At 71.9% G+C, this 359-nt stretch carries 1 protein-coding gene; it reads left to right on the top strand.

Features of this window, described 5'->3' with window-relative positions; genetic code table 11:
• On the top strand, positions 1–327 hold a 327-nt coding region (gene hisI, locus PS14A_RS26490; RefSeq protein ID WP_212617596.1), incomplete at its 5' end, for a phosphoribosyl-AMP cyclohydrolase.
• Positions 328–359: the final 32 nt, after the last annotated feature.

The following is a 359-nucleotide window of genomic DNA, read 5'->3' as shown; positions in this document are numbered from 1 at the left end:
GCGTTCAATGCCGACGGCCTCGCCCCGGTGATCGTGCAGCAGTGGGACACGCGCGAGGTGCTGATGCTCGCCTGGGTGGATCAGGAGGCGCTGCGGCGCACCCTCACGTCCGGGCGAGCCACGTACTGGTCGCGTTCGCGCCGGGAATACTGGCGCAAGGGCGACACGTCCGGGCACATCCAGGTGGTGCACGAGGCGCGTCTCGACTGCGACGGCGATGCGATCCTGCTGCTGGTCGCCCAGACCGGTCCTGCCTGCCACACGGGCACGCGCACCTGCTTCGACACGACCGACCTGGGTGCGGTCGCGGGGACGGATCCGCCATGACCCTCGCTCGGCGCGGCCGCGCGCTCTCGGCC

The organism is Pseudomonas sp. 14A, assembly GCF_018132745.1.
GTDB classification, from domain to species: domain Bacteria; phylum Pseudomonadota; class Gammaproteobacteria; order Pseudomonadales; family Pseudomonadaceae; genus Aquipseudomonas; species Aquipseudomonas mercuritolerans.
Note: the sequence above shows the minus strand (reverse complement) of the source record. Positions and strands in the feature narration are given on the sequence as shown.